Annotated in this window: 9 protein-coding genes; 7 read left to right on the forward strand and 2 right to left on the reverse strand. The window is 52.1% G+C overall.

Going from position 1 to position 21820, the window contains the following annotated elements:
- Nucleotides 1-111: 111 nt before the first annotated feature.
- On the reverse strand, nucleotides 112-2325 hold the full coding sequence (locus tag ACY1JZ_RS07480) for an MMPL family transporter (RefSeq protein WP_462628692.1): 2214 nt from the start codon (nucleotides 2323-2325) through the stop codon (nucleotides 112-114).
- Between the two features lie 106 nt (nucleotides 2326-2431).
- Between ACY1JZ_RS07480 and ACY1JZ_RS07485 the strand changes: the two genes are divergently transcribed.
- On the forward strand, nucleotides 2432-4192 hold the full coding sequence (locus ACY1JZ_RS07485) for an ABC transporter ATP-binding protein (RefSeq protein WP_462628693.1): 1761 nt from the start codon (nucleotides 2432-2434) through the stop codon (nucleotides 4190-4192).
- Entirely contained in the window at nucleotides 4189-6189 is a 2001-nt protein-coding gene (locus ACY1JZ_RS07490) for an ABC transporter ATP-binding protein (RefSeq protein WP_462628694.1), read from the forward strand. Before ACY1JZ_RS07485 ends, ACY1JZ_RS07490 begins: the two co-directional genes overlap by 4 nt.
- 106 nt (nucleotides 6190-6295) lie before the next feature.
- Here the strand turns inward: ACY1JZ_RS07490 and ACY1JZ_RS07495 are convergent, their stop codons facing one another.
- A complete protein-coding gene (locus tag ACY1JZ_RS07495; protein ID WP_462628695.1) occupies nucleotides 6296-7306 on the reverse strand; it encodes a copper amine oxidase N-terminal domain-containing protein in 1011 nt (336 codons plus the stop codon).
- Nucleotides 7307-7758: 452 nt separating this feature from the next.
- Between ACY1JZ_RS07495 and ACY1JZ_RS07500 the strand changes: the two genes are divergently transcribed.
- The 5 genes from ACY1JZ_RS07500 to ACY1JZ_RS07520 all read left to right on the forward strand — a co-directional run bounded on the left by ACY1JZ_RS07500 (nucleotide 7759) and on the right by ACY1JZ_RS07520 (nucleotide 21536).
- On the forward strand, nucleotides 7759-7959 hold the full coding sequence (locus tag ACY1JZ_RS07500; RefSeq protein WP_028560888.1) for a cold-shock protein: 201 nt from the start codon (nucleotides 7759-7761) through the stop codon (nucleotides 7957-7959).
- A 432-nt stretch (nucleotides 7960-8391) separates the two neighbouring features.
- Nucleotides 8392-10389 (forward strand): excinuclease ABC subunit UvrB, encoded by a 1998-nt coding sequence (gene uvrB / locus ACY1JZ_RS07505; protein WP_462628696.1) that lies wholly within the window; start codon nucleotides 8392-8394, stop codon nucleotides 10387-10389.
- Nucleotides 10390-10405: 16 nt separating this feature from the next.
- A complete protein-coding gene (uvrA, locus tag ACY1JZ_RS07510) occupies nucleotides 10406-13291 on the forward strand; it encodes an excinuclease ABC subunit UvrA (RefSeq protein WP_462628718.1) in 2886 nt (961 codons plus the stop codon).
- An 819-nt stretch (nucleotides 13292-14110) separates the two neighbouring features.
- Nucleotides 14111-15064, forward strand: coding sequence for a stalk domain-containing protein (locus ACY1JZ_RS07515; RefSeq protein WP_462628697.1), 954 nt, complete (start codon nucleotides 14111-14113; stop codon nucleotides 15062-15064).
- Between the two features lie 7 nt (nucleotides 15065-15071).
- On the forward strand, nucleotides 15072-21536 hold the full coding sequence (locus ACY1JZ_RS07520; protein ID WP_462628698.1) for a PKD domain-containing protein: 6465 nt from the start codon (nucleotides 15072-15074) through the stop codon (nucleotides 21534-21536).
- Nucleotides 21537-21820: the final 284 nt, after the last annotated feature.

Here is a 21820-nt window from a genome sequence, read left to right on the forward strand (position 1 = left end):
AAGCCTTCCGGCGAAGGAAGCCGCAGAAGCCTCCCTATATGCGCGAACCGTCAGGCAAGCGGAAGGGAGGCTTCTGTTAATTTGCAGGTATCCGATGTAAGCTCTGGTATGCTAGGAGGTTTCTCGACGCGCCGAGCGAAACTGCAGGAAGCGTGGCGCCCACCAGTTCCAACGGCCCAGCAGCTTCATCATCGACGGGACGAGCACCATGCGCACGAGTGTAGCATCAATGAAGATCGCCAGTGCGATGCCAACGCCGAGCTGCTTGACCGGCATGACACCTGTGAAGGCAAAGGCGCCAGTGATGACGATCATGATCGCAGCGGCGGACGTGATGATTTTGCTCGTTAACGCCAGCCCCTCGACAGTCGCTTGATCATTATCTCCAGTCTTGCGGTAAATCTCCTGAATGCGCGAGATCAGAAACACCTCATAATCGGTGCTCAGTCCAAATACAATGCTGAATATAAAGATCGGAATGAACAGCGCAATGCTGGATTGCTCCATGCCGAGCAGACCATCTTGAAAAATCCATACAAGCAGCCCGAACGTAGCGCCCAGACTGAGCGCATTCATAACAATGGCCTTGAGCGGGATGAGCACGGAGCGGAATGCAGCCAGCAGCACCAGGTAGGTCGCCCCCAGGATCAGCGTCAGGCTATACCCGACCTTGGCGGCAATCTCATCGAATATCTCCTGATTGAATTTGGCATACCCGCCAACCTTGATGTTCAAGCCATCTTGCTCGCGCTCCCAGCCTTTGACCCACTGCTTCGTCTGGGCATCAAAGTTACCGCCCTTCAGATGAACGCGAAGCAGAGCCAGGTTACCGCTGGTCATGGCCGCAGTAGCCTGCTTTAATCCGGCAGCCTGCACCGGGTTGCTCATGCCTGCTTGCCATTGCTGCGGCGTTATATTGCCAGCCAGGGTGAACAGTGATTCGACCCGCGCTACGTAGCTGTCTTGCTGTAACCGCTTCTGCAGCCGGTATAGCCGCTCCAGTTCCTGCGACTCGGTGACCGCTCTGCTTGCTGTGGCGATCAGTACCGCTTCGGCGTTATCATCTGGCATAAAGGTTCGCTTATAGAGGTCGTAAGCAATCCTCGATTCATAATGCTCGGGCAGCGAGTTGGTATCCGGGACTCTCAGCTCCATGCTGCGTACAGGCAGCATCGCTGTAAGTAGAATGGCCAGCGCCGCCAGCATCATGAAGATAGGCCGCTTCATAACAGTCCGCGAGAAGCGAAGCCACAAGCTGGCATCCCCCTCCGCATGGGCACGGGGTTTAAGGAGCATGAAACGATTGATTCGATGCCCAAGCACGGACAGCAGCGCAGGCAGCAGTGTCAGTGCGGACACGATCGAGAAGAAGACGACCGTCATACCGCCGAGGGCCACCACTCTGAATATATCGATCTGGATGAACAGCAAGCCGGCGAGACCGATAAACACGCAGATCCCGGAGAAAATAATGGATTCACCCGCGGTTTGCACGGAGATACGAACTGCCTCCGCAACAGGATGTGAGCCGAGCTCCTGACGGAAGCGATTCACAAACAGCAACGCGAAGTCGATGCCGAGCGCCAGTCCAAGCATGAAGACCACATTGAGCAGGAAAACGGCCAGCTCCATCTGCAGACCCCAGAAATATAATACGCCCAACGTGCTTGCGACACTGATTAGTCCGACCACGAGCGGCAGCGCTGCTGCTATAAGCCCGCCAAACGCCAGGAGCAGCACAATCAGTGCCACGGGGAGACCGATCATCTCCGCTCGAGTCAGGTCCTCCTGGCTGGCAGTATTCAGATCGTCCTCGACGATAGGCGCCCCGGTCAGCTTAACAGGTGAGCCTGCTTCCTTCAGTACATCAACAGCAGACCGAATTTTCTTCAGATTGTCTTTCATATTTTTTTGCTCCAGATCAAAGCTGAAGGCCATGTAGGCTACTCCATCCTTCAGCATAGACGGCTGCACCACAACTCCGTCGCCGGGATAGGGGGAGGCAATCTGCACCAAGCCGGATAATTCCAGCGCCTGCAGCCGGTCTGATGCTTGTTCGACATGGTGGGCCAATGCTGTGTCGCTCATGCTATCCGGTTGCTCGAACAGCAGAATAACTGTAGAGGAGTACACATTGAAATGCTCCTTGAGCAGCTTGTTTACTTCCTTGTAGGAGCCTTCGACCATAAAGCCATTTCCCTTGAGCACATCTGGCAATTGAATGGCGAAGCCCGCGAGGGCAAGCACCACAGCAATCCATAATGCGATGATCCATTTGCGGAGGGCGTAGACCGCAGACCCTAATCCGTTAAGCCATGCTCCCATTAACATCCCACCTATGCTATTGTTATTTCATTTCGTGCTGCCGTACTTTCCAAAAGAAGTGCTTGCTTGTACAATATAGGAAAATATAGATGAAGGAGGCCTGGCTGTGCCGTTCCTAACGAAACTGAGCTGGTTTTTTCGTGAGCGCTGGCTGTTTTATGTCCTAACTGTGATCTTGATGTCTGCCACCAGCTTCCTGAATAGTGTGACCCCGAGGCTGGTCGGTCATACGATCGATCAGATGCAGGCAGGTACTCTTAGCCGCGAGAGCTTGTGGCATACGGTCGGCTTGCTGCTGCTTATCGCGATCTCGATGTATATATGTATCTATTTGTGGAATAATCTCTTGTTCGGCAGCTCGGTGCTGCTGGATAAGCAGCTTCGTGACCGTCTGTTCAGACACTGGACGCGGATGACGCCCTCGTTCTTCCAACGCAACCGCTCCGGCGAGCTGATGGCGCTGGCCTCCAATGATATTCAGGCGGTAAGCAATACCGCCGGGTTCGGAGTGCTCACGCTGGTGAATACGATCGTGGTTAGTGCAATCGTGATGTTCTCTATGATATGGTTTGTCAGCTTCAAGCTGATGGTTGCGGCGTTGCTGCCCTTGCCATTGCTGGCGCTGGCTATTAATCGGCTGGGCCTGGCGATGCGATCCCGCTTTATCATTGCGCAGCAGTCCTTTGGCGAGATGAATGATCATGTGCTGGAGACGATCTCCGGCATGCGCGTGCTCCGCTCCTATGTGCAAGAGGAACAGGACATCCAGGCCTTCGACCGTGTGACCGGCGAGGTCATGCGTAAAAATATTAAGGTGGCTTTTATCAATGCGCTGTTTCAGCCTGCCGTCTCGATTATTGTTGGCGTCAGCTTTGCAGTGGGCATCGGCTATGGCTCTTTTCTCGTCTTTTATAACGAGATTACACTTGGACAGTTGGTTACCTTCAATATATATCTGACGATGCTGGTTTGGCCGATGATTGCTTTCGGTGAATTCATTAATATTTTGCAGCGGGGCAATGCATCGGTTAATCGGATTGCGGATAATCTGGAGCAGCCACAGGAGGTCGCGGATGTTGCCGCGCCGCTTCGTCCCCGTGTGCCGCAACGTGTGGAGTTTCGCGGTCTGACCTTCCGTTATCCAGGCGCAGTTGTGGATAGTCTGCGGGAGCTGTCGCTAGCCGTACATCGCGGCGAGACGCTCGGCATCGTCGGGCGGACGGGCAGCGGCAAGAGCACACTATTGAAGCAACTGCTGCGTCAATATCCGATACCGGAGGGAACACTGCTTATCGATGGTGTATCGATCGAGCAGATTGCGCTGGATAGCATACGAGGATGGATCGGCTACGTGCCGCAGGAGCATCTGCTGTTATCCGGCACGATCCGGCAAAATATTGCACTTGGCAAGCCCGACGCTACAGAGCAGGAGATTGCCTCAGCAGTGGAGCTTGCAGCACTCCAGCATGACATTGCCCGGATGCAGGACGGACTGGACACCATCATCGGGGAAAATGGCGTCTCGCTATCCGGGGGGCAGAAGCAACGGATCGGCATTGCCCGCGCGCTGCTGATTGACCCGGAGATTCTGATTCTTGATGATGCATTGTCCGCCGTGGATGCCCGTACCGAGCAAGCGATCCTGCAACAAATTCGGCGCACGCGGGAGGGAAGGACGACGCTGATCGCAACCCATCGTTTAAGCGCCGTATCCCATGCGCACCAGATTATTGTACTTGAGGACGGTCAGGTGCTGGAGTCTGGTACTCATGATGAGCTGCTGCGTCTGGGAGGCTGGTATTGCCTGCAATATAACAGGCAGAAGCTGGAGCAATCGTTGCTGGCGGATGAGAAGGAGGAGTTATGAGCAATCTGAAACAACGTTCCGTGAGCAGACGGCTGTTCGATTATATTATGCTGTTCAGAGGTCAGGTCATAGGCGCTTTGACGATTCTCATCCTTGCGATGGGGGCGCAACTGGCGGGGCCGCTTATTGCGAAGAGTATCATTGATGATCATATATTGGCGATCGAGCAGGAATGGGTGGAGCTGGAGCCTGCTAAGCTGCCGGCTGGGAAACCTTCTGTTCCATACGACGGCTATGAATACATACGCAGCGATTGGCTGAGCGACCAGGAGCGGGGAGCGTTGCCCGAACATGCCATTGTTCACATTGTGCAGCAAGGGAGCGGCTTCGCCCTGCAAAGCCCGGTGCATGGGGAGGTTCGGCTGAGCGCAGCGGAGACAGCTGCTTTTTACCGTTATGATATGCAGCCGGTATTAATGCTGGTGGGGCTGATCATCGCGCTGGCGATGGCGGCCAGTATTTTGAATTTTGCGCAAAGCTATATGCTGCAGACGATCGCGCAGCGGGCGGTTCAACGCATCCGTATGGATGTGTTCCGCAATCTGCATCGCATGCCGATTCGATATTTTGACCAGACGCCTGTGGGTCAGGTGGTCTCGCGTGTCGCCAATGACACAGAGAACATCAAGGAGCTGTACATGAGCTTTTTGTCCACCTTCGTGGTTAGCGGGTTGAATATAGCAGGGGTCTTTGCAGCACTGCTGTTCCTCGATTGGAGAATGGCGCTGGTCTGCGCGCTGCTGCTTCCGATCTATGTGCTGGTTATGGGGCTGCATCTGAAATATTCGCGCAAATATATTGCTGCTATCCGCGCTCGCCTGGCGGAGATGAATGCGATGCTGAGCGAAGTGATACTAATTATGCCGGTGCTGCAGGCATTCCGCCGCGAGCAGTCCATACAGGAGCAGTTCGAGCGGATCAATGAAGACCGTTATCGCAATCAGCGGACTCAATTCCGCATCTTCGCCTTCTCCGGTCGCAATGCGGTCTATTTTATCGGTCGCATCTTTACAGCGGCTATTATCTGGTATTTTGGCAGCGGTTCCTTGGAAGGAGCGGTATCCTTTGGAGTGTTCTATGCCTTTATTGATTACCTGGGGCGGATTTTCGAGCCGATTATCGGCATATTTGACCAACTGATGAATGCACAGCGAGCCGTTGTTTCGGCAGAACGGGTATTCGAGCTGATGGATGAGCCTGGACAGGATGTAGCTGCGGCTTCCGATGTCCCCCGTCCACGCGGGCATGTGGCGTTTCGGGAGGTGAGCTTTGGCTATGTTGAGGGGCAGCCTGTGCTCGGTGGGATCAGCTTCGAGGCCAGCAGGGGGGAAACGATCGCGCTCGTCGGTCATACCGGCTCTGGCAAAAGCTCAATCATGAATCTGCTGCTCGGCTTCTACGAGCCTGATGCTGGCGAGATTCTGATCGATGGCATCGACATCCGCAGTATGTCTAGGCAGGAGCTGCGTCGCCACATGGGTATTGTGCTGCAGGACCCGTTCCTGTTCACAGGGGATATTCGGTTTAATGTCACCTTATACAATGAGGAGATAAGCCGTGCTCAAGTGCTGGAGGCGCTTGAGAAGGTAGGGGCGGCTGATTTTGTCCGCCAGTTGGAGCATGGGCTGGAAGAGTCAGTCGTGGAGCGCGGGGCAACGCTGTCCGCCGGACAGCGCCAGCTCATCTCCTTCGCGAGAGCACTGGCTTACGATCCGGCGGTACTGATTCTGGACGAAGCGACCTCAAGCGTGGACAGCGAGACGGAAGCCGTCATCCAGAAGGCGCTTGAGGTGCTGCGACACGGGCGGACGACCTTTATCATTGCGCATCGCCTGTCCACCATCAAAGACGCTGACCGGATTCTAGTTCTGCACCGCGGCAGCATCGTGGAGAGTGGCACACATGCCGAGCTGATGGCGAAGCAAGGACGCTATTACCGAATGTATCAGCTTCAGAGCGGCGAAGAGCGGCAAGCTACTGGGAGCGAAGGGGCATGAGATAAGGCATGGCTGAGCTGCCTGGCGTCTGGCTATATGGCTGTTTAGCTGTCTGGCTTTGGCGGGTCGGGTGTCTGTCTGATTGGGCATCTGCGGCGCAGCAGTGTCAGGAGGTCCACTGATCGTTAATGATGCCGACAAGATACCATTGACCATGCAACGGCTGGAACACAAGTCGCAGGCTGCGCCAGTCCAGTCCGCCGTACTGCGGATCGATTCCGTCGAAATGGTATTCTGCAATGATGGCTCCTGGATAGACCCAAGATGCATTGTTAGCCACATTCCCGTGAAATAGTTGGCGGTTATAGCTGCGCTCCGGCGCTGTCCGATAATCGTGCGGATAGACGAATTGCAGCCAGTAGTCCTGAATACTGAGCTCGATCGGGTCACCTGTGCCATCGTAATAGCCCCATTGTCGCAGCTTGCTGCGTTCTGCAGCATCCAGTAGCTCCTCGGGCATAAGTCGGGTCTGCTCAACCGGATCAACATCCGTATACGGAGAGAAGCGCACGCCATGGTCAGGGTGAACAAGCTCAGCCAAAGCGCCCCAGTCCTGCTCTGCCAGCGCCTCCAGCGTGGCGGTGGCTTGCTGTCCAATGAGCGCGTCGGCCTCTGAGCCCGTCGGAGGGGCTGCTGTGCTCGGCTCGGTCGCAATGTAGATCAGCCCGCGAGCGCTCTCCCATTGCAGCGAGCCACCCAGGGCGCCGACCAGTGCTCGCACAGGAGCGAACAGCCTGCCCTGGCGAATCTCGGCCGCGGAGTCAAGGACGACGGTATGATTATTTATATCAACGGATGCTGCTCCGTGAGTGAAGACGATGGTATGGGTGGTGTAGCGCACGGTGACTGTGCGAGCAGGCTCGTCCCATTCAATAGAAGCACCAGGCAGGTTCATTGCCTTGACGAGCAGACTGACCGGTACCATGGTGCGGTTCTGCATATTGATATAGGGTGTGGGCTCTCCATCAGGCTGCTTGTACAACTGACCGTTAATAACCAATTGTATATGCTGCTCCGATGTTTCCAGACTGTCAGCCAGAGCGGGCTGTGCGGCGATCGGGAAGAGCAGGGTGCTGATGAGCAACAACGTGAACCATTTGACAGTCGCTTTCAACATAAGGATACCTCCATGGTCGGTAGATTCTTTTTTACTGCAATCATATGTTCATAGTGTATATTTAAGACGTGTTTTGTTTAAAATAGTAGTGCAGGTTGATCAAACTTGGGAACCGGATGTGCCTGAATTGTCAGGTGACGATGTCCATTTTCGGGCTTATCTAAATATTTCCGTTTTTTTTAGGTGATTTCAAGCGTTATTTATTTGCTTTCCGTCTGGGTCTGTGATATGATCAACTCACAATCATAAATGTGATGGTTTGGAAATTTGTATATTGAAAAGGGTTAACATTGCATTCCGCCCAATGGACATTCACTCTGCGAATGATCTATAGGTCGTAAAGGATGTCTATATTTTAGAAGCAGCGGGGCAATGAAACTTTTCTCAATATGTGAATTTTTGTTTACCGGCAAAAAATGAACATGTTAATTTAATTTTTGGAGGTCATCCACATGCAACAAGGTACAGTTAAATGGTTCAACGCAGAAAAAGGCTTCGGTTTCATCGAAGTTGAAGGCGGAAGCGACGTATTCGTTCACTTCTCCGCAATCGTTGGCGACGGATTCAAAACTCTTGACGAAGGTCAACGCGTTGAATTCAACGTGGTTCAAGGCAACCGCGGACCACAAGCAGAAAACGTTGTTAAACTGTAATATCAGTTAACGACAACCCCATCCGAGAGGATGGGGTTTTTTAGTTTAAGCGTATCAGCCCCCGCATCATGCGTTCAATCAACTCCCCAATCACCATGTCGAGCTTTACGTCCAGCCGAAAAACATCTATGAATTCTTATTTTCACCAGGAATACCCGATTGCAAGAGAGCGCACGAAGCGGTATAATGTTACGGGAACACATATTCTTATTGCTATAGATTACTACCAATTGGGTTACACTGATTAATATTAGCTATGATAGTATTCATATAGAGCAATTGCATACAGCGTATGACTGATGCGGCGCAGGCGGCGCGGCATGAAGGCTGAATGGACGAGGGAGCGGCATAGGAAGGGCGGCTCCCGTTGATGTTGGGCCCGGGGGCCTGATGCTGGAAGTTCGGAGCGCTGGAGAGGGGATGAGTAGAATAATGAGCGAGCTGCAAGTATCGAACCGAACATTTGAGTTGGTGTCCGAGTACAAGCCGCAGGGCGATCAGCCGAAGGCGATCGGACAATTGGTGGAGGGCATCCGGCAAGGAACCAAGTATCAGACCTTGCTCGGCGCGACAGGAACGGGGAAGACGTACACGATTGCGAACACGATCGCTCAGGTGAACCGACCTACATTGGTCATCGCCCATAACAAGACGCTCGCTGCCCAGCTTTGCAGCGAATTTAAATCTTTTTTTCCTAATAATGCTGTCGAGTACTTTGTCAGCTATTATGACTACTACCAGCCAGAGGCATACATCCCATCCTCCGACACCTACATTGAGAAGGACTCCAGCATTAATGATGAGATCGACAAGCTCCGCCATTCTGCAACCAGTGCGCTGTTCGAACGGCGAGATGTCATCATTGTCGCCAGTGTATCCTGCATCTATGGCCTCGGTTCGCCGACGGAGTATGGGAGTCTGGTCTTGTCGCTGCGTGTGGGGATGGAGCGCTCGCGCAACGATATTTTGCATAAGCTGGTCGATATTCAATATCAACGGAATGATATCAACTTTATACGTGGAACCTTCCGGGTACGCGGAGATGTCATCGAGATCTTCCCGGTGGCTAACAATGAACGGGCGATTCGTGTGGAGCTGTTCGGAGACGAGATCGAACGAATTACCGAGATCGATGTGCTCACTGGCGAGATTGTCGGGCAGCGTGATCATGTGGCCATCTTCCCGGCCTCGCACTTTGTGACGCGCGAGGATACGATGCGGGCGGCGCTGCTGAACATTGAGCGTGAGCTGGAGGAGCGGCTGGCTGAGCTGCGTGAGGAGGGCAAGCTGCTGGAGGCGCAGCGGCTTGAGCAGCGGACGCGCTATGACATCGAGATGATGCAGGAGATGGGCTTCTGCTCTGGGATCGAGAACTATTCCGGGCCGCTGACGTTCCGCGAGCGAGGCGCTACACCGTATACGCTGATGGATTTCTTCCCGGACGATCTGCTCATCGTCGTCGATGAGTCGCATGTGACTCTCCCGCAGATTCGGGCGATGTACAATGGTGACCAGGCGCGTAAGGATGTGCTGGTAAACCACGGCTTTCGCCTTCCCTCGGCCAAGGACAACCGGCCACTGCGCTTTGAGGAATTCGAGGAGAAGATTCGGCAGATCGTATTCGTCTCGGCAACACCAGGGCCTTATGAGCTGGAGCACTGCCCAGTCATGACGGAGCAGATCATCCGCCCGACAGGATTGCTTGATCCGATTATAGAGCTGCGTCCTACGAAAGGGCAGATTGACGACCTGCTCGGCGAGATCAGAGATCGAATCGCCAAGGATGAACGGGTGCTGGTGACGACGCTGACCAAGAAGATGGCAGAGGACTTGACCGACTATCTGAAGGAAGTGGGCATCAAAGTCCGTTACCTTCATTCGGATATTAAGACGCTGGAGCGCATGACGATATTGCGTGATCTGCGGCTAGGCGTATTCCATGTGCTGGTAGGGATTAACCTGCTGCGTGAAGGGCTGGATCTGCCGGAGGTGTCGCTGGTCGCGATTCTGGATGCGGATAAGGAAGGGTTCCTGCGTTCCGATCGTTCGCTTATTCAGACCATTGGCCGTGCGGCCCGCAATAGTGACGGGCGCGTTATTATGTATGGCGACAAAGTAACCGACTCGATGGATCGTGCGATGCGGGAGACGGAGCGGCGCAGACAGTTGCAGATTGCTCATAATGAGCAGCATGGCATAGAGCCGCAGACGATCCGCAAGAGGGTGCATGATGTGATCGAGGCGACCAAGGTGGCAGAGCAGAAGGCCGAGTATTTGACAGGCGGCACGACAGGCAAGCTGTCGAAGAAGGAACGGCAGAAGGTCATCCAGCGGCTGGAGGCAGAGATGAAGGAAGCAGCCAAAAATCTGCAGTTCGAACGGGCTGCCGAATTGCGTGATGCATTGCTGGAATTGAAAGCTGAGGATTAATTGGGAGGGGAATATGTTGGCTAGCGATCAGATCGTGATTAAGGGCGCGCGCGCCCACAACCTGAAAAATATCGATGTAACTATACCTCGCGACAAATTTGTCGTACTCACCGGATTGAGCGGGTCGGGCAAATCGTCCTTGGCCTTCGATACGATCTATGCCGAAGGGCAGCGCCGCTATGTGGAATCATTATCGGCCTATGCCAGACAGTTTCTCGGACAGATGGAGAAGCCGGATGTCGATTCGATTGACGGGCTTTCTCCAGCAATCTCTATTGATCAGAAGACAACAAGCCGCAATCCGCGTTCTACAGTAGGCACGGTGACCGAGATTTACGACTATCTGCGTCTGTTGTTTGCCCGCATCGGCAAGCCGCACTGCCCGGAGCATGGCATCGAGATTGCTGCTCAGACTGTAGAGCAGATGGTAGACCGAATTATGGAATATGAGGAGCGGACACGTCTGCAGATTCTTGCCCCGGTCGTCTCCGGGCGCAAGGGAGAGCATACGAAGCTGCTGGCCGATATTCAGAAGCAGGGCTTTGTACGGGTACGGGTAAATGGCGAGATGCGCGATCTGAGCGAGACTATAGAGCTGGAGAAGAATAAAAAGCATAGCATCGAGGTCGTCGTGGATCGGATTGTCATCAAGGAGGATGTTCAGACACGGCTTGCCGACTCGCTGGAGACCGCGCTGAAGCTCGGCGAGGGGCGGGTTCTTGTCGATGTTATCGACAAGGAGGAGCTGCTGTTCAGCTCGACCCTGTCTTGCCCGGAGTGCGGCTTCAGTATGGAGGAGCTGGCTCCGCGGATGTTCTCGTTCAACAGTCCATTCGGCGCTTGCCCGGAATGTGACGGCCTGGGCATGAAGATGATCGTTGATCCCGATCTGCTTGTCCCGGACATGAGTAAGTCGATCCAGCAAGGGGCATTCGAGGCTTGGGCAGGCAGCACCTCCAACTACTATCCGCAGTTTCTGGATGCGGTCTGCAAGCACTATGCGATTCCGGTCGACAAGCCGGTAAGTGAGCTGGAGCCGGAGCACCTGAAGAAGCTGCTATATGGTACTGGGGGGGAGCGGGTCAAGTTCCGTTATGAGAACGACTTTGGCCAGTCTAAGGAAGCCTACGTTCCGTTCGAGGGCATTGTACGCAATCTGGAGCGCCGCTATCGCGAGACGGCGTCTGATGGCATACGGGAGCATATTGAGGGTTATATGAGTGCCAAGCCGTGCGGAAGCTGCAAGGGGCAGCGTCTCCGCAAGGAGGTGCTGGCGGTTACAGTAGGACAGAGCAACATTGCTTATGTCACTTCATTGTCGATTGGAGCGGCGCAGCAGTTTTTCCAAGGGTTGTCCCTCAATGAGAAGGAGACGAAGATTGCCAACCTGATCCTGAAGGAAATCAATGCGCGACTGGGCTTCCTGGTCAACGTTGGTCTCGAATATTTGACGATGAGTCGTGCAGCCGGCACTCTATCGGGTGGCGAAGCGCAGCGCATTCGCCTGGCGACACAGATCGGCTCGAGCCTGATGGGGGTTCTGTACATCCTGGATGAGCCAAGCATTGGGCTGCATCAGCGGGACAATGACCGACTCATTCAGACGCTGGAGCATATGCGTAACCTGGGCAATACGCTGATTGTGGTGGAGCATGACGAGGATACGATGCTGGCGGCGGATTATATTATCGACATGGGTCCAGGAGCGGGCATTCACGGAGGCCAGGTCATAGCCGAGGGGACACCGCAGGAGATTATGGCCAATGAGGATTCCTTGACCGGACGTTATCTGAGCGGACGTCAGTTCATTCCTGTGCCGTTGTCTCGTCGTAGCACCAGTGACAAGTGGGTGGAGGTGCGCGGAGCAAAGGAGAACAATCTGCGCAATCTGAATGTAAGCTTCCCGCTGGGCGTATTCACGGCCGTGACGGGTGTGTCGGGCTCCGGCAAATCCACGTTGGTCAATGAAATCTTGTATAAGACGTTGGCGCGCGATCTGAACAAGGCCAAATCCCGGCCAGGCGCCTATAAGGAGATTCGCGGTCTGGAAAATCTGGACAAGGTAATCGATATTGACCAGTCTCCAATCGGCCGCACTCCACGCTCCAACCCGGCGACGTATACCGGCGTGTTTGATGATATTCGGGATGTGTTCGCAGCGACGAATGAATCGAAGGTTCGCGGCTACAAAAAAGGCCGCTTCAGCTTTAATGTCAAAGGCGGGCGCTGCGAGGCATGCCGTGGGGACGGCATTATCAAGATAGAGATGCACTTTTTGCCGGACGTCTATGTCCCTTGTGAAGTATGCAAGGGGAAACGCTATAACCGCGAGACGTTGGAGATCAAGTATAAGGGACAGAGTATTTCGGATATTTTGGAGATGACGATCGAGGATGCCGTAGAATTTTTCAAGAACATTCCGCGCATTCACCGCAAAGTATCGACGTTGTTTGATGTAGGACTGGGCTACATGAAGCTAGGACAGCCCGCGACGACCATGTCCGGGGGCGAGGCACAGCGGGTGAAGCTGGCGGCGGAGCTGTACCGTCGCAGCACAGGCAAGACGCTCTATATATTGGATGAGCCGACGACAGGGCTGCATGTTGATGATATTGATCGGCTGCTAGTGGTACTGCATCGGCTGGTCGATTCCGGGGAATCTGTGCTGGTGATTGAGCATAATCTTGACGTGATCAAGACGGCAGATTACTTGATTGATCTTGGCCCAGAGGGTGGCAGCGGCGGTGGCCAGTTGGTCGCGGCAGGAACACCGGAGGAACTGGTAGAGGTAGAAGCCTCGTATACCGGACGGTATTTGAAGCCAGTGCTGGAGCGTGACCGACTTCGGACGGAACAACAACGCAATGTGCAGGATGGCGTGGCGGCTGGAGTGGACGAATAGAGTTGGGTGAGTAGTACACGCTTGTACAAGGGTTCAAAGAGAATCCAAAGAGAAGCCAAAAAGAAGCAAAGAGAGCAGCATCCTGCGCAGCATTTGGTTAGCGTGGGAGCTGCTTTTTTTAGGTGCGGCTATAGATAATGTCTAAAAAAACTGAATATTCATTCTTAATTGTAGTTGTGTGTTAATCAAGTGAGACAAGTAACAGTCGGATAGGCAGTGGTGATTTTGATATGTATAAATTAACTTATTATTCAGTTATTTAAAACAAATTGTCAAATAATTATCATTGGTCTGAGTATGCGAGTATTTCAATCGTATAGACAGAAAAGAATCGAATATGAATTACATTTGATTATTGAAAATTCAGTTAATTAAGACGAATTTCATGAGGATGGGCGAATAGTTTGAGAGTGGCAGGTAGAGGAAGATTAAGGTGGAATGTATCGAATGAGAGAATAATATGAATATTATGGTTGTAATAATTCTGTGGGTCTTTTATACTAGGAAATAGGATGAATGGTAAGAGTGAGTCGGAAGCACCGGCCTACAAGGAGATTTTCCTTTGTATGCTTGTGCTTTTTTTGATCTATGTAACATGATTCAAGTAGCCTATATCAGGATTATTATATCTACGCGAGACGAAGCCGAGTCTGTCAAGGATGGGTGACAGCGTTGATGAATGTGTACTACAGTTACTTCTCCTGATATTGAGTATGTCTGTGCAGCATGGAGCATCCTGCGCAGCTTAATTATGAGATATATTGATTTATTGCAAGCAATTAGGAATGACTGAAAAGCATAAATGAGGAGTGGTCTGATATGAATAAAGTGAAAAAAATGATGAGCGTTGCGTTGACTGCGACAGTATTGCTGAGTGGAATGGGAGCCGCGCTGCCGCAAGCAGATGCGGCCGTGTTAATCGGCGGCTATCCAGATAAGCCACATTTGCTGCATTTCAAAACAGATGTATCCCTGGAAGTGCTGTACGATGCGCGGCGCATTCAGTTTGACGTTCCGCCGAAAATGGTAGAGGGCAGCGTCCTGGTGCCGATCCGGTTCGTGGCCGAGAAGATGGGCGGCAAGCTGAAGCTGGACGGTAAAGACATCACGATCACCAAAGGTGACAAAGTGCTGAAGCTGACCCGAGATTCCAAAAAGGCATCCTTCAACGGTAAAGCGGTCACGCTGGCGCAGCCGGCCATGGTGGACAGAGGCCGAACCCTGGTGCCGCTGCGGGCGGTGAGTGAAGGATTGGGCGTGAACGTCGAGTGGGATCAGCCGAATCAGTATGTGTGGATCGGCAGCAAGGATGTACCGAAGATCGAGGATGTGATTAAGCCGGTGGATGCGAAGCCGTATTTGAAGTATTATCCGGAGGGGTTCTCTAAGCTTACTATTCTCAGCTCCGATCCTGAATTGAATGGGAAGAAGAGAACGAAAGTACAACTTGTCCAAACCGATGATCTTCCATTAGCATTTGGAAACGCAATTGTGTACAGAATGGACAAATCTAAAGGCAGTGATGGCGGGGATTTCATTCGCCTTTCCAGTAATAATCGTGGTCCGATGAATAACGGATTGTTTATTCCATACAGTGGGCAGTTCAAGTTAATTCCTGCCTATACAAAAGAAGTTTTAACGAAAGCGACCTTAGAGTATGTTCCTGTGGACTACTACGACGATGATGTGACTACGACGTTAAAAGATATTCATTACATCGGCATCAACTTAGATACAGAATCGCTTTTGCTTATGAAAAATGAATGGAGGTAGGTCATTCTTGAGACGAAAATTAAAAGGGCTGTCATGGGTGCTTCTGTTTGCATTTATATTGGAACTGGTATCTCCATTTGTTCCATTACTCGATGTCCTGCAGAAGCAGACGGTCAGTGCAGCCCCGGATTTTGGGAATTCATCGCTCAAGCCATACACAGACGAAGATTTTCCAACCAAACGATACGTAGTGGGATTCATGTACTACGAAGCATGGAGCAACACAAAAGGCGTATTTACCATCGGCCCCGGCAGTATTGTGGGATCGGAGGATTTATATCATACGTATAATTTTTCGGCTCCTGGTCGAACCATTACCGACGTGAAGGTGTATAAGTTTGAACCGACTAACCAAAAACATAGGACGTATTTTGATGAATCTAGGGGAGGAGGAACAGGGCAGACATATGGCCAGTATGAATTTTATATTTCCAAAACCATTAATGCCCCCACTGTCTCAAATTTATCAGGCAAGGAAACAAGTGAAGTCACGTTCAAGGTCAGCTTGTCGGGAGAGTTGACCCCAGGGACTCATTTAGATATGACTGGCTCTGATTACTGTAAAGATAAAGTCATTGTCAACGGCAAAGAGCAGATCCGATGCGCTCCTGGTGCAAAAGTCTACCGCTACTACTTTCCGGTCGTCTTTGAATATCACCTGAACGGCCAGCAGACCGTGCAGCACTTTACACCTAGTGGAAAAAGCTTGTCGGATGTGTTCCCAACCAAAACAACAGATCTGGTTATTAATCAAACAACAACGGTCACGGTGCCAACAAACAGCGCCTACACCTATGTTGGATACAAGGAAGCCACTTACAAGACACCTAAAGAGAGTAATAATGGCACACCTAGCGGTTCCATAGTAGGTGGTAACCCTCCCAGTATCAAATTTGACGGCAGCTTCGACACACGAAAAATAATTCTTTACTACGAAGAAGGCTCGAAAGCCATCGTCAAGCACGTCACCGAGAGTGCAGCCAGTCTCGCCAGCGTCTTTCCAGACAAGGAGACGAAGCTGATCAAGGGGCAGAATTATGAATTCGCAGCTCCGACCAACGCAAATTATGAGTACCTGGGCTTTAAGATTTCAACGACAGGCCAACCGCCTGCTTCCCTGAGTAGCCCAAGCAATTACACGTACAAGCTAAGCCCGTTTGAAGGCAATTTCAGCACCATGTACCTATACCATGTGTACCGACTCAAGAGCGGCGCGAATACAGGCGAGATCAAGATTCGCCATATGAATCGGATGGGAACGACAGGCAGCTATACGCTGGCAGGAGAAGAATCCGAGATCGTAGCCAGCTTGCCAGGCACCAAAACCGTCAAGGCCAACGAGGAATACGGAGAGATCGTGGGGTACAGTCTCAGCTTTACAGGCTACAGCAGCGCCGTGACAAGCAGCACGGATAAAACGCGGTCAGTGAGTCTGACCACCACCAATAAGACCGCATACGTGACGTTCTTTTACAATAAAACCAAGAATTCAGCTAGTTATACTGCGGATTTTACCATTGTACCGAACAAAATTGAATATCGGGAAACATTCAGCTTTGTGCCGAAGATCGTCATGAACGGCTGCCAGTACATCTCCCACCGCTACCGCATTACACGGGATGGCAGCAGCGTAGCGACAAATCCTGTCTACGGAATCAACAGCACTTCAACATTCCCTTATACGAACTATCCATGGCTGATCGGAGTTGGTACGCATCAGGTGTACATTGAGGTCACGACGAGCTGCGGTGTCTCGCAGTGGATTGGGCCGAAGACCCTGGATGTTACAGGGCCGTCAAGCAATAGGCCGCCAGAATTTGAGATTGGCTTTGTCTACCCTTACCTTCCGACGGTGCCGATGCGCAAAGTGGTCGTGGGAACCGTCATGGACTTAATCTACATTGACAATCCTTCTGTTCCGACCCCGATGGATCCGGACGGAGACAAAATTTATTTCATGGGCATGGACTTCTCGATTAGCTCCGCGTGGGGCAAGTCGATTCCAGGGAAATATGAGAAGTACGATGATGGCTACCGAGGTATCAAAATGGATACAGTCGGCACGCATCTGGTACGGGCGTATATGAGGGACGAATTCGGCGCTAAAGCCGTTCGCACGACACAGATTGAAGTTGTTCCAATGGAGCCAGTCGCGATCATTACAGGGCCGTCTGAGGTGGTAGAAGGGCGACCGTTAAAGCAGCCGTTCTCCTCCAGCAGCAGCTATAGTCCGATCGATCGGCAGATCAATCACAGTCGCGATGTCTGGACGAATAAAAAGACCGTCTATGACACACCAGGCAAAGAAACGATCACCCTGCATGTCTATGATGACCAAGGGCTGCGATCGATCCATCCGGCTACCCATGTGCTGACGGTGAAGGAGGATCTGCCTCCCGTACCACAACTGGACTATACCACGCCGATGATTCGCTTGGGGCAAGCCAAGGATGCGACATTCAAAGTCACGTCCTACAGTCCAGATAATGACCAGATCGTGGAGGAGAAGGTATCCTACGTCTACGATGCGGGCAACAGAGGACTGTTTGGCGATCAGAAGGTGTATGAGGTGAAGCTCAATGCGAGCCGAGAGTTTACCATTCCGAAGTTGCAGGTGGGGCGCTACAAGATCACTGTCTATGCGAAGGAAGATTGGGGCAAGGAGGCCAGTCGCACCTTTGATCTGCAGGTCATCAACGACAAGCCGCTCGTATCATTTGAAGTCAGCTCCGAATCCGTAGAGCCAGTCGTCATCAAGGATATTCCGGTGAGTGCGAATACGATGGTGACAAAGTGGAAGAACTACGACTATTACGGCGAGCTGCCGATGAGCTGGGCAGTCAATCCGACGACGAAGGCGCTGGCGAATCTCGATTATTTGCAGGGAAGAGGGCTGGATCACATCGGGCCGAACCCGAGTAATATTGAGGTGATCGCGTCACCTACGAATTATACCACCAATCGTAACGAGTATTTATATGACGATTACTGGATGATCCGAGGCTCATATGGAATTAGCATCTACAAAGGCAATACGTACCTGCATACGAAGAACGATGTCGAAGTCTATGCGTATAGTAATGTGAATTATGCGTTGCGAACCATCGAAACGAAGAACTACGGTTTAACTCGCTCCCGAACCTATACCTTTGAGGAGTTTGTCAAACCCAATGGCACTTATACGGAGAAAGTGAGCAATGAATGGCTGAATACGCGACAACGAAGCAAATCCTATCAGACATGGAAGGTGAAAAGCGATTTTTACAGAGGAACCCTCTATGTGTCCGAATGGTCAAATCCAGACCAGATCACGGGGGAAATTCCGCTGAATGTGGAAAAAATGAACGTGGTTAGCGGTGGCATTCCCGATGCGCTTGGACGGCTGCATCATTACTATCGAACGATGCAAGGAATTTACGAGCGATACAACATCTATGACCCACAAAAAGAAACGACCGATTACCTGACCAACCTACCGGGAAATTTGTATTATTATCCTTCGGATGATGGGAAATACACGATCAATGGAGATGGAGTGGTCTACCGTACCGACACTGGAGCACAAGTAGCCGCTGTCAGCTCCTACAAGCTGCCTCCATACGGCACCATCAATCCAGTTAAAGATATGATCGTGATGCAGCATACCACCAATCACTCCCGTTTTGGCGTGTACCAGTGGCAGAAGGACGGTAAGCTCAAGCTCGTAACGACACTGAGCGATGTGTTCTGGGATGACAAACCAGCCACTGGCTTTAAATCAGTGACGTACATCGATGCCCAGGGGTATTTCTATTATACCTCTATGGACAAAAAGCTCTACCGCGTGAATGCGCGAACAGGGGCGAAACAGTTGATTATTGATCTTAAAGAGTTTTGGAGGGACGATTACGATGTAAGTTTCATAGAGGGAAAACATTATCCCGTTATTGAAGTCCCTGGAGATGGGATGCTGCTCTTTACGGAGCATAAGCACACCTATGAGAGCACGATGTGTTGTGGCGAGCAGACGTATCTGGATAGGACTCCATACGTCATAAAGAATGAGACCCCAATGGTCAAGGAAAGCTTGCTCACGCAACAGCAACTGCTGGGCGAGACCAGCCTGTCGGATGCAACGTTCCAGTTCAGTCTGCGCATGAACACTCATTATGATCATGAGCGTTATGCCGGCTTCGGCTTCCACGCCCAGGATAATCGCAACATGTATCGCGTAGAGGCCAATGACCATACCTTGCGCCTGGTCAAGATCGCGAACGGTCAGCGTACCGAGTTGCAGAAGACGGACTATGCCTTTAAAGAGAGAGAAGCATATGCGCTCAAGGTTCAGACGCTCGATGGCGTGATTCGTGTCTACGTGCGTAATGTACCGTTGCTGGAGGTTGCGGATTCCGAGTTCACAGGGGGAGCCTTCGGCCCGTACACCGAAAAGCCGATGACTGAATTTCTGAACGTCATGTATGCCGATCTGTCGGCACTGAGCAGCAAGAACAAGCTGCAAGGCATTGCGCTAGTCGGGGAAGAGATGATCTACTCGACGATGTACACGGACACCGAGGAAGATCCGGCCATCCTGGAATTAACACAATGGACGTACAAGCAGCTCGATCAAAAGTTTCTGGATGCCAAGGATGGGAAGTCGGGCGTGTCCAAGCATCAGAACAAAAGCTATACCGAGCCTGTAGCGGTGATGGACAAGGTAGGCTTGTACCAGGTGACGTACCAGACTACGGATGATCCGCATAGTGAACATCTCCATCCAGATCCAACTTTTGCCGACTACCGTCAGACCTCCAACCTGGCCTCCAGGCAGCTCATTGTACACCGAGCGCCTACCGTGGACTATGACATCGCGGCGAACCCGGATGGCACGATTAAATGGACGGATCGCAGCCATGACAAGGATCGATATTTGACGGCAACCAACTATTCGACCGAGGACACGGGTATCGATTATAAGGCGACCCGAGGCATTCTGCAGAAGAAGTTCTATTACGTGACACCTTCAGGCCGAACCGTTGACGCGAAGCTCGTCACACCGGAGGAAAAGGGCTTGCACAAGGTAGGGATGGCGGTGCGCGACGAATATGATGCTTGGAGTCCGTTCTTGGAGAAGACGATCGATGTCAAGGTTATCCCGCAAGCCGACGAGCCGCCTGTAGCGGGCTTTACGACCAGCTCCATCACTACCTACCGAGGGGTGCCGATCACCATCACCTCCACGGCCTATGACAAAGAGGATGGAGCGAGCAAGAATCTGCCGCACTGGTATTACATTCGGAACGAGAGCATTGGCGGATTCGAGGGGTTACACAGTACAGCAAGGGAAAGCTGGGTGAAGACCTTCAACAGCCTGGGCACGTTCAACATTCGTCAGGTGGTGGAGGATTCATTGGGTCAGACGGATACCTATCAATCCAAAGTGCATATCGTCAACCGCAAGCCAGTTGCCCGCGTGACTGTGCCCGAGAGCGACAACCAGAATGAGCCAACAAAGCTCACCGAGCTGCGGCCTGAGTTCCGCTGGACGTATAGCGATGCTGATCGGGACAACCAGACGAGGTATGTTGTACGAATATATCGGTATGGAGGCATTCTGGAGCAGGAGTCGGGCGAGCTGACGGGTGCCGCGTTAACCTGGAAGCCGTCGAAGGACTTGCCTGAGAAAATGAATCTCTACATTCAGGTGCGCGTACATGACGGCATTGAATGGGGCGATTGGAGCGAGCGGAAATTTTTCTATATTGAGACGAATCAGCCGCCAGTCGCTGATTTCATCTGTACGCCTAACCCAGCCTACGAAGGGGACGATATTACGTGCAGGAATCGCTCTACCGACCCGGATGGCGATGAACTCACGTATCAGTGGACGCTTGTTGGCCCTGGTGGTTACAGTCGCTCCTATGAAACAGAGCATATCATGATCCCTGGCAGCGTAACTGACCAGCGACCCGGGACGTATAAAGTAAGACTGCGCGTGACGGATGTCAAGGGAGCCCCGAATGAGGAAGACGCCACAGGGACGGTGCGAGTGCTGCCATTGGGACTGACGGCTCAAGTAACGCATACAACAGAATGGGAGGCGTACCGGGTGGCGTGGAACAAAGCGAATCCAAAGGCTGAGCGAAGCCCGGATACATTTTGGGCAGGTGAAGGGTTCGTACTGACGGCCTTCCCGACGCGCACCGATGCTACCGGTGGCAGTGAGACCAGAGCAGTTCAAGTGAAGGTGGACGCGACCTCAATCGGTGCAGCCAAGCTGACCGCTGCAAGCCCCCCCTCTAAAGAAACGGAAGCATGGTCTGGCTATATGGGGGATAAGGAGGCTGCTGTTAGCCTGGAAAAGCTGCAGGATGGCGTCTACACATTTACATTCACGGTTACGTATAGCAATGGCGTCCAAAGAACCGCAGCCGTAGAGATACGCATTGCCGGACATTGGGGCGAGGTCATTCGTATTCATCGCAGATATTAATGATAATTGCCTGCATGCTGCGTTATGGGCTGCAGGCAGTTATTGGTTAAACAGCCACAGGAGATAGGAGGATAAAGCTTGTAAAGCAGGGAATCATAATACAATGGTAAAAGTGAACAAATTGTGACGAAAACGGTACACTTGAAGTTTGGTGCTTGCATCGGACGGGCGTAGAGGCTAACATAGGATAAGAATAGGGTACGTGCGAGCGTCAACGGCTGATCGTCTGGAAGACTGGCGCAGCTGAGTTTCGCGTTGCAATAAAAGCTGAATATGAGGTTGTA

It is taken from the genome of Paenibacillus sp. J5, from assembly GCF_054955055.1.